We start from the raw sequence: 4,752 nt of genomic DNA on the forward strand, positions 1-4,752 counted from the left end.
AACACCAACTTCAGACGCCCGTCCAAACGGACCGGACCCCCAGCACCACCCCCCGCACCCGCATCAACACGCGCACCCTCGACAACCGACATCGCCATACATCCTTTCCATCACAACGGAGGCCCTCGGCTCGGAGGGCCGGTACTGGCCGGGAAGCCGGCTCAGGCAGGGGTCTGCGCCGAGGCCCGGCGCCGTAGTTCTTCGGACAGCTCCTGCCAGCCGCGCGCGCACTGGGCGGCCGCGGCGGCGGCGGTCTCGGCGCGGTACGGGGGTACCGCGGCGACGATCCGCTCCCACTGGCGCAACCCGCTCACCTGGAGATCGAGCATGCGCAGCAGCAGCCTCCCCGCCTCGCTCAACCTGAGCAGGGGGTCCTTGCAGAGGCCGGTGACCAGCGAGGGCAGTGACTGCCCCCCGCCCCGGTCCGGCAGCCGGGGCGGACCCGGGGCGTTGCCCGAGCGGCGCTGGGCGGCCGGCACGGGATCCGCTCCCTCACCGATCCGGCGCCGTACGTCCCGTACGGTCGAGGGCGCGATGCCCGCCTCCCGTGCGATCTGCCGCAGGGAAGCCGTGGGTCGGCCGGCGAGCAGCCGGGCCGCGGCCTCCCGGCCGCGGACCGGATCGGCCGGCCGCACGCGGCCGTCCTGGCCGATGCGGCCGGGCGGCGCGGGTGCGGGTCCCTCACGGCGGCGCAGTGACCCGACGGTCTTGGCCGCCAGTCCGGTCCGCTGCGCGATTCCGCGATCGGACCAGTCCGGGTGGGTCCGCAGGATCCGTAACGCCGCGGCGGTCCGCTCCGCGTGCGTCAACGGGAGCCCGTGACTGATGTTGGCCTCGACCGAGAGCACGAAGGCGTCCTCGGCGCTGCCGTCGAAGTACGTCACTCCCACCGTGTTTTGCCCGCGGAGCACGGCGGCCCGCAACCGGTGCGTCCCGTCGATGATCCGCATGGTGGGGCGGTGCACGAGCAGCGGCGGCAGCGCCCGCCCGGAGTGTGCGAGGTCCTGTGCGTGGCTCTCGTTCACGTGGACGGTGCGGGGGGAATCCGCCGCGAGCAGTGCGCCGACCGGGACCTCGAACGCGGCGTCGGGGGTCTCGGTCGCGTTCCTCGTGTGCCTCGTGTGGGGCTTGCCCATGAAGTTCACCTCCTTTCGTGCACTCGATGCCTGGGCGCCGTGCTGTTCGCCGGCCCCGGGAAGAAATTACGTAACTACCGTTCGGTAACCAATCTTGCAGCCGAACCCCGTTGAGATTTGGGCAAGTTGGCAGGGTGCCGGTCCGGCTGGGTGGGCGACCGGGGATCTTCCGCGGTCGCCCACCGAGCGGGCGTTCACACCGCCGCGAGCTGCTCCGATGCCACGAACTCCCGGAGCCAGGACAGGAATTCGGGGCCCAGGTCCGCGCGCTCGCAGGCGAGCCGGACCGTCGCACGCAGGTACTCGGCCCGGTCCCCGGTGTCGTAGCGCCGGCCCGAGAAGACGACCCCGTGCACGGGACGTCCGGCCCGCACCAGGGTGCGCAGGGCGTCCGTGAGCTGGATCTCGCCGCCGCGCCCGGGGCTCGTACCCCGCAGGACCTCGAAGATCTCGGGGTCGAGGAGGTAGCGGCCGATGATCGCGAGGTTGCTGGGCGCGGTGCCCGGCTCCGGCTTCTCCACCAGCTCGGTGATGCGGACGCCGTCATCGCCCGCCGACTGCTCCACCGCGGCGCAGCCGTACTGGTGGATCGCGTCCGGAGCCACCTCCATGAGGGCCACGACGCTGCCGCCGAGCCGGGCGCGCACTTCGGCCATCCGGGCCAGCAGCGGGTCGCGCGGATCGATCAGGTCGTCGGCCAGGAGTACGGCGAACGGCTCCTGGCCGACGTGCGGGGCGGCGCACAGAACGGCGTGGCCGAGCCCCTTGGGGTCGCGCTGGCGCACGTAGTGGATGTCGGCGAGCTCGGTGGAGGCGCAGACGCTGTTGAGTTTGTCCTGATCACCCCGCCGCTGGAGGGCTTCCTCCAGCTCGTAGTTGCGGTCGAAGTGGTCTTCGAGGGGTCGCTTGTTGCGTCCGGTGACCATGAGGATGTCGGACATCCCCGCCGCGACCGCCTCTTCCACCACGTACTGGATGGCCGGCTTGTCGACCACCGGAAGCATTTCCTTCGGGGTGGCCTTGGTCAGCGGCAGGAATCGCGTACCGAGTCCTGCGGCGGGGATCACTGCCTTGGTTATCCGAGCGGGTGTGGAATTCATACCGCTGACGCTAGACCGCGTGGCGGCACATCAGCCAGAATTCCCGCGCCTTTACGCCTACTTAGGCATTTCCGGACCGGCCGACCCCGTCGCCGGCCTCTGGCGGCGCCGCCGCGATGCTCCGCCGGACGAGCCACCACAGCTCCCCGAGCTCACCGGTGACCTCGTCGGGGCGCTCGACGCGGCCGCGGCGGGCCCGCGCGACGACACCCCCCACCAGATGCGCCGTCAGCAGGGCAACCGGGCGCGGGTCGACCTCGGGATCCAGCTGCCCCTGCGCGGCGGCCTGCTCCAACAGCTCCCTGACCTCAGGGAGCCAGCAGCAGCACCATTCGGGTCCGGCACCCGCGCGCTCCTGGGTCAGCCGCGCGGCGGCGCGTACGGCCACGTCCGTCTCGACGAGCCGGCCCAGGGCGAGGACGAGCGCCGAGAGGGTGTCCAGCGCGGGGCCGCCGCGGGCGGTCACCCCCTCGACCACTCTGCGGGTGGCGCTCCGGCCGGCATTCTCGACCGCCGACGCCAGCTCCCCCTTCGCAGAGAAATGAAAGGTGACGGCCCCGATCGAAATGTCGGCGGAACGGCTCAGCCGGGAAAGTGATGTCCCGTCATATCCGTTGCGGTCGAATTCAGCGGCGGCCACCGAGATCAGATGATTACGGGTGCGCACGGCGCGCTCTTGCTTTACCACTGCACTATCACTGCCATCCAGGTCGTTCCCGACTCGCCCGCGCCTCCTCCTCGGAGACGGGCAACCTCCAGCGTCACCCCGGCGCCGACCGCACACAACGCCGACTTGACGAAGAAGCGCCCCTGCCGGCCCCTCCGTGGCCGCACCGCCGCCGGCGCCGGCAGCCCCGGATCACCAACGTGCCGAAGTCGTGCGGAGGACGCCATACGTACGCTAGAAAAAAAACGAACGTTCTGTATTCTTGACTCATCGACGACGCACGCCGGCGTCCGCAGTGAAGGGGGAGACAGATGACGGCACAGACGAGGACCCGCGCCCTGGTTGCCGGTGACACGGCACTCGGCGAGTTCACGGAACGCCTCTTCGGCCACTTACCGCGGGCGGACCAGCGCCGCTGGGCCCGGGTCTACCTGCAGGGACTGCTCACCACCCCGGGCAAGAAGTCCGTACGCAGGCTCGCCGCGTCCGTCACCGAGTCGCCCACCGCCTCCCAGTCCCTGCAGCAGTTCATCAACGCGAGCCCCTGGGACTGGGAGCCGGCTCGCGCCGAACTGCTCCGCTGGGCGGAGGAACGGCACACGGTGCGCGCCTGGACGATCGGCCAGGTGTGCTTCCCCAAACGCGGTGAGCACTCGGTCGGCGTGCACCGCCGCTTCGATCCGGCCGCCGGACGCATGGTCAACTGCCAGTTCGGCTTCGGGCTGTTCCTGTCCCTGGACGGCATGAGCGTGCCGGTCGACTGGCGGCTGGTGCTCCCCGAGACCTGGACGGCGGACCCCGCCCTGCGCCGCCGGGCGCGCATCTCCCCCGAGGTGGTGCACCAGAGCCCCGAGTCCCTCGTGGTCGAGCTCGCCGACCGGGTCGCCGCCCGTACCTCCTCGGCGCGCGCCCCCGTGGTCGCCGACATCAGCCGCCTCGGCAACGCGGCCGCGGTGATCGGCATGCTCGGCCGCCGGGGCCACGACTTCCTCGTGTCCGTCCCGCCGACCCTCGGCGTCTGCGCCGCCGGTACGGTCCACAGCGGCGAGCCGGCCCGGACGCCCGGGCGCGAGTCCACGGCGGGCGACCTGGCCCGATTGGGGAACACCAGCCACCCGTACACCACGCTGCTCACCAGACCCGACGCGCGCCCGCAGCGGCTGCGCATCCACTCGGCGCTGGTCCGCGTACCGGGCGGCGAAACGGGGGCCCCGGGGACGCACCAGACCTACCGACTGTTCGGCGAGCGGCGCCAGGGGCCGGGGCCGGGGCCGGGGCAGCGGGGCGGGCCGGTCTGGCTCACCAACATGAGCCGCCACCGGATGGACGACCTGCTGCACCTGGCACGGCAGTCGGCCCGGTCGACCGTGACGCTCGGAGCGCTGGCGGACGAGTTCGGCCTGCTGGACTTCGAGGGGCGGTCGTTTCCCGGGTGGCACCACCACATGACGTTGATGTCGGCCGCGTATGCGTATCGGGCTGCGCCCATGCGTGTGCCGGTGCCTGCGTCCGGGCTGCGCGAGCGGCGGGAGTTTGCGCGGGTCAGGGGGCGACAGTCCGCGTGAGCCGGTGCGGCACGGTTGCGGGGGCGCTGCCCCCGAGCCCCCGCGCCTCAAACGCCGGCGAGGCTGAATGTGCGCGGCTTCGGCCAGGGGCGGAGTGGGTTCCACCCCTGGCCGACAAGCCTTGTTCAGCCGCGGATGAGGGCCAGGACCTCGTCGCGGACCTTGGCGAGGGTGGCCGCGTCGCGGGCTTCGACGTTCAGGCGCAGCAACGGTTCGGTGTTGGAGGCGCGGACGTTGAACCACCAGTCCTCGCCCGTCGCCGTCAGACCGTCCAACTCGTCCAC

Annotated in this window: 4 protein-coding genes and 1 pseudogene; 1 reads left to right on the forward strand and 4 read right to left on the reverse strand. The window is 71.8% G+C overall.

The genetic code is table 11. The features are described 5' to 3' along the window. Positions 1 to 161: 161 nt before the first annotated feature. The 3 genes from ACFYZ4_RS39875 to ACFYZ4_RS39885 all read right to left on the reverse strand — a co-directional run bounded on the left by ACFYZ4_RS39875 (position 162) and on the right by ACFYZ4_RS39885 (position 2,924). Positions 162 to 1,136 carry a ParB N-terminal domain-containing protein gene (locus tag ACFYZ4_RS39875; RefSeq protein ID WP_390786311.1) on the reverse strand — a complete coding sequence of 325 codons (975 nt, stop codon included), beginning with the start codon at positions 1,134 to 1,136 and terminating at the stop codon, positions 162 to 164. 194 nt (positions 1,137 to 1,330) lie between these two features. After that, positions 1,331 to 2,236 (reverse strand): UTP--glucose-1-phosphate uridylyltransferase GalU, encoded by a 906-nt coding sequence (gene galU / locus ACFYZ4_RS39880; protein WP_351304669.1) that lies wholly within the window; start codon positions 2,234 to 2,236, stop codon positions 1,331 to 1,333. Positions 2,237 to 2,297: 61 nt separating this feature from the next. Beyond that, the gene (locus ACFYZ4_RS39885; protein ID WP_390786312.1) at positions 2,298 to 2,924 is read right to left on the reverse strand and encodes a TetR family transcriptional regulator; all 627 of its coding nucleotides are present in this window, start codon (positions 2,922 to 2,924) and stop codon (positions 2,298 to 2,300) included. Between the two features lie 290 nt (positions 2,925 to 3,214). Here ACFYZ4_RS39885 and ACFYZ4_RS39890 point away from each other — a divergent pair, with 290 nt between their 5' ends. Next, complete coding sequence (locus tag ACFYZ4_RS39890; protein WP_390786313.1) at positions 3,215 to 4,468, forward strand: IS701 family transposase; 1,254 nt, start codon at positions 3,215 to 3,217, stop codon at positions 4,466 to 4,468. A gap of 125 nt (positions 4,469 to 4,593) precedes the next feature. On the opposite strand, the pseudogene manB reads toward ACFYZ4_RS39890, so the two are convergent. Beyond that, positions 4,594 to 4,752, reverse strand: a pseudogene (gene manB / locus ACFYZ4_RS39895) (phosphomannomutase/phosphoglucomutase); the annotation flags it as partial.

Origin of the sequence: Streptomyces sp. NPDC001513 (assembly GCF_042894695.1) — a bacterium.
Taxonomy (GTDB): Bacteria; Actinomycetota; Actinomycetes; order Streptomycetales; family Streptomycetaceae; genus Streptomyces.

What these genes read in the sequence shown, in the direction of transcription:
- ACFYZ4_RS39875 (WP_390786311.1), bottom strand. Translation starts at nt 1,136, where the DNA reads ATGGGCAAGCCCCACACGAGGCACACGAGGAACGCGACCGAGACCCCC.
- galU (WP_351304669.1), bottom strand. Translation starts at nt 2,236, where the DNA reads ATGAATTCCACACCCGCTCGGATAACCAAGGCAGTGATCCCCGCCGCA.
- ACFYZ4_RS39890 (WP_390786313.1), top strand. Translation starts at nt 3,215, where the DNA reads ATGACGGCACAGACGAGGACCCGCGCCCTGGTTGCCGGTGACACGGCA.